This window comes from Gilvimarinus sp. 1_MG-2023, assembly GCF_030548285.1.
In genome coordinates this window covers 1-263 of record NZ_JAUOSC010001156.1, presented here as the reverse complement: position 1 = coordinate 263, position 263 = coordinate 1, and the positions used below count along the sequence as shown (strand labels likewise).

Here is a 263-nt window from a genome sequence, read left to right as displayed (position 1 = left end):
CAAGGAAAACACCCCTGGACGGCGATCGTCATTGGCAATCTGGCTGCTGGTTATTCTGGTGTTACTGTCACTGGCCGTCTCGGCGGCTGTGGTCTGGTATGGGTTGCAACAGCGCCAACAGCTGGGCCAGCTGCAACAGCAGTTGCAAGGCATGGCACAACAGACGCAGGCTGATCGCCAAACCCTGAATACACTGGGTCAGCGGCAGCAGCAACAGGATAGCGGTGATCGGGCTTTGCAAGACCAGCTGGCCACGGTATCCC

1 protein-coding gene is annotated in these 263 nt (G+C 58.6%); it reads left to right on the top strand.

All coding sequences use genetic code 11. The features are described 5' to 3' along the window. Positions 1 to 31 precede the first annotated feature (31 nt). Positions 32 to 263, top strand: a 232-nt coding sequence (locus Q4563_RS20485; RefSeq protein ID WP_303605823.1) for a hypothetical protein, incomplete at its 3' end; no start/stop codon positions are given.